Annotated in this window: 1 protein-coding gene; it reads left to right on the forward strand. The window is 69.2% G+C overall.

Features of this window, described 5'->3' with window-relative positions; genetic code table 11:
* Positions 1-118 precede the first annotated feature (118 nt).
* Positions 119-1,546: an IS1380 family transposase gene (locus IH48_RS0132045; protein ID WP_267885337.1), complete on the forward strand. Its 1,428-nt coding sequence runs from the start codon at positions 119-121 to the stop codon at positions 1,544-1,546.
* The last annotated feature ends 77 nt before the right edge of the window (positions 1,547-1,623 follow it).

Consider the following 1,623-nt stretch of genomic DNA (forward strand, 5'->3'; position numbering starts at 1 on the left):
CCTCGACTATTCAGCGGAATTGGTTGAGCTGATGCCCTGGTAGCAGAAAGGTGCCGCTGAGCTGCAAGGATGCGACTGTCGAGGAAGCATCGGGTGCAGGAGTCAGGACACCTTTCTGGTGAGCGAGCGTACAGGGTGGGACCGTGGGCTGTCTGTGATGGCCGACGGGAAGGGGCTGGTCGGGCATGCCGGAGCGGTGCTGCTGCGGAAGCTGGCGGACCGGACCGGTCTGACACGAGGGCTCGCCGGGGTGCTGCCGACGAGTACGGCGGCCGGCTGGCGGGAACGGGCCGCCGTGCTCATTCAGTTGGCGGTCACGATCGCGCTCGGGGCCCGGAGCCTGCTGGAGTCCGAGCAGCTCCAACTGCACCACCAGGGCTTGTTCGGGCCGGGCGCCTCGGACTCGACCACGCGCCGGGTACTGGCCGGGCTTGACGAGCAGACGCTGGCGCGGGTCGCGAAGGTGCGTCGGCGGGTGCGCCGCCACGTGTGGATGCTGCTACGACTGCGGCCCGGCGGCTTCCCGTGGCTCACCGTGGCCGGGCGCACCCTGACCGGCTGGATCGTCGTGGACCTGGACGCCACGGTCATCACGAGCGGATCCAGGAAGGAAGGGGCCGCGGGCACGTTCAAGGGTACGTTCGGGTTCCATCCGCTGGGCGGTTGGTGCGCGAACACCGGCGAGAACCTCGCGATGGAACTACGCCCGGGCAACGCGGGGGCGAACACCGTCGAGGACCACCTGCGCGTCCTGGCCGCCTGCCTTCAGCAGATCCCGCACTCCTCGCGGTCCAAGCTGCTGGTCCGCGTCGACGGTGCCGGGGCCACGCACGGTCTGCTCCAGCACCTCGAAGCGCTCAACACCACCCGCCGCACGGTCCGTTACACGGTCGGCTGGAAGATCACGCCCGAGGACGAGGCCGCGATCGCGCAGCTTCCCGAAAGCGCGTGGGAGACCTCGCTGACACAGGACGGCCAGCATCAAGGAGACTATGGGATTGCGGAGTTGACCGGGCTGAACACGCGCGATGGCTGGCCGGAGGGGATGCGGCTGATCGCCCGCCGGGTGCGGCCCTCCCGGCGGCACATGAAGAAGCTGACCGATTTCGAGAAGAAGACCGGCTGGCGGTACTCCATCACCGCGACGAACATCCGGCACATGTGGGGCATCACCGGCTCCCACCAGATCCAGTTCCTCGACGCCCTGCACCGCGACCACGCCGAGGTCGAAGACCGCATCCGCACCGCCAAGGCCATGGGCCTGATGAATCTCCCGTCCTCATCGTGGCAGGTCAACACAGGCTGGATGCTCGCCTGCAACCTCGCAGCCGACCTCGATGCCTGGCTCCGCCTGCTGGCCCTGCACGACAGCGAGGACCTCGCCGGCGCCGAACCGGACACCATGCGCTTGCGCCTCTACCACCTGCCCGCCCGCCTGGCCCACCACGCTCGCCGCCGCTACTTGCGCATCGAGCGGACCTGGCCCTGGGCATCGGCCTTCACCACCAGCTGGAGGCGGCTCACCCAGCTTCCGGCCGTCACCTGACGGCCGGCATCGCCCCGACGAGGATCAGGAAGGAGGGCAGACCCGCACTCTCCGGGCCCGTGGAACCCGGCGCAGCC

The sequence above is a fragment of the Streptomyces sp. NRRL F-5126 genome, from assembly GCF_000721265.1.
GTDB lineage: Bacteria > Actinomycetota > Actinomycetes > Streptomycetales > Streptomycetaceae > Streptomyces.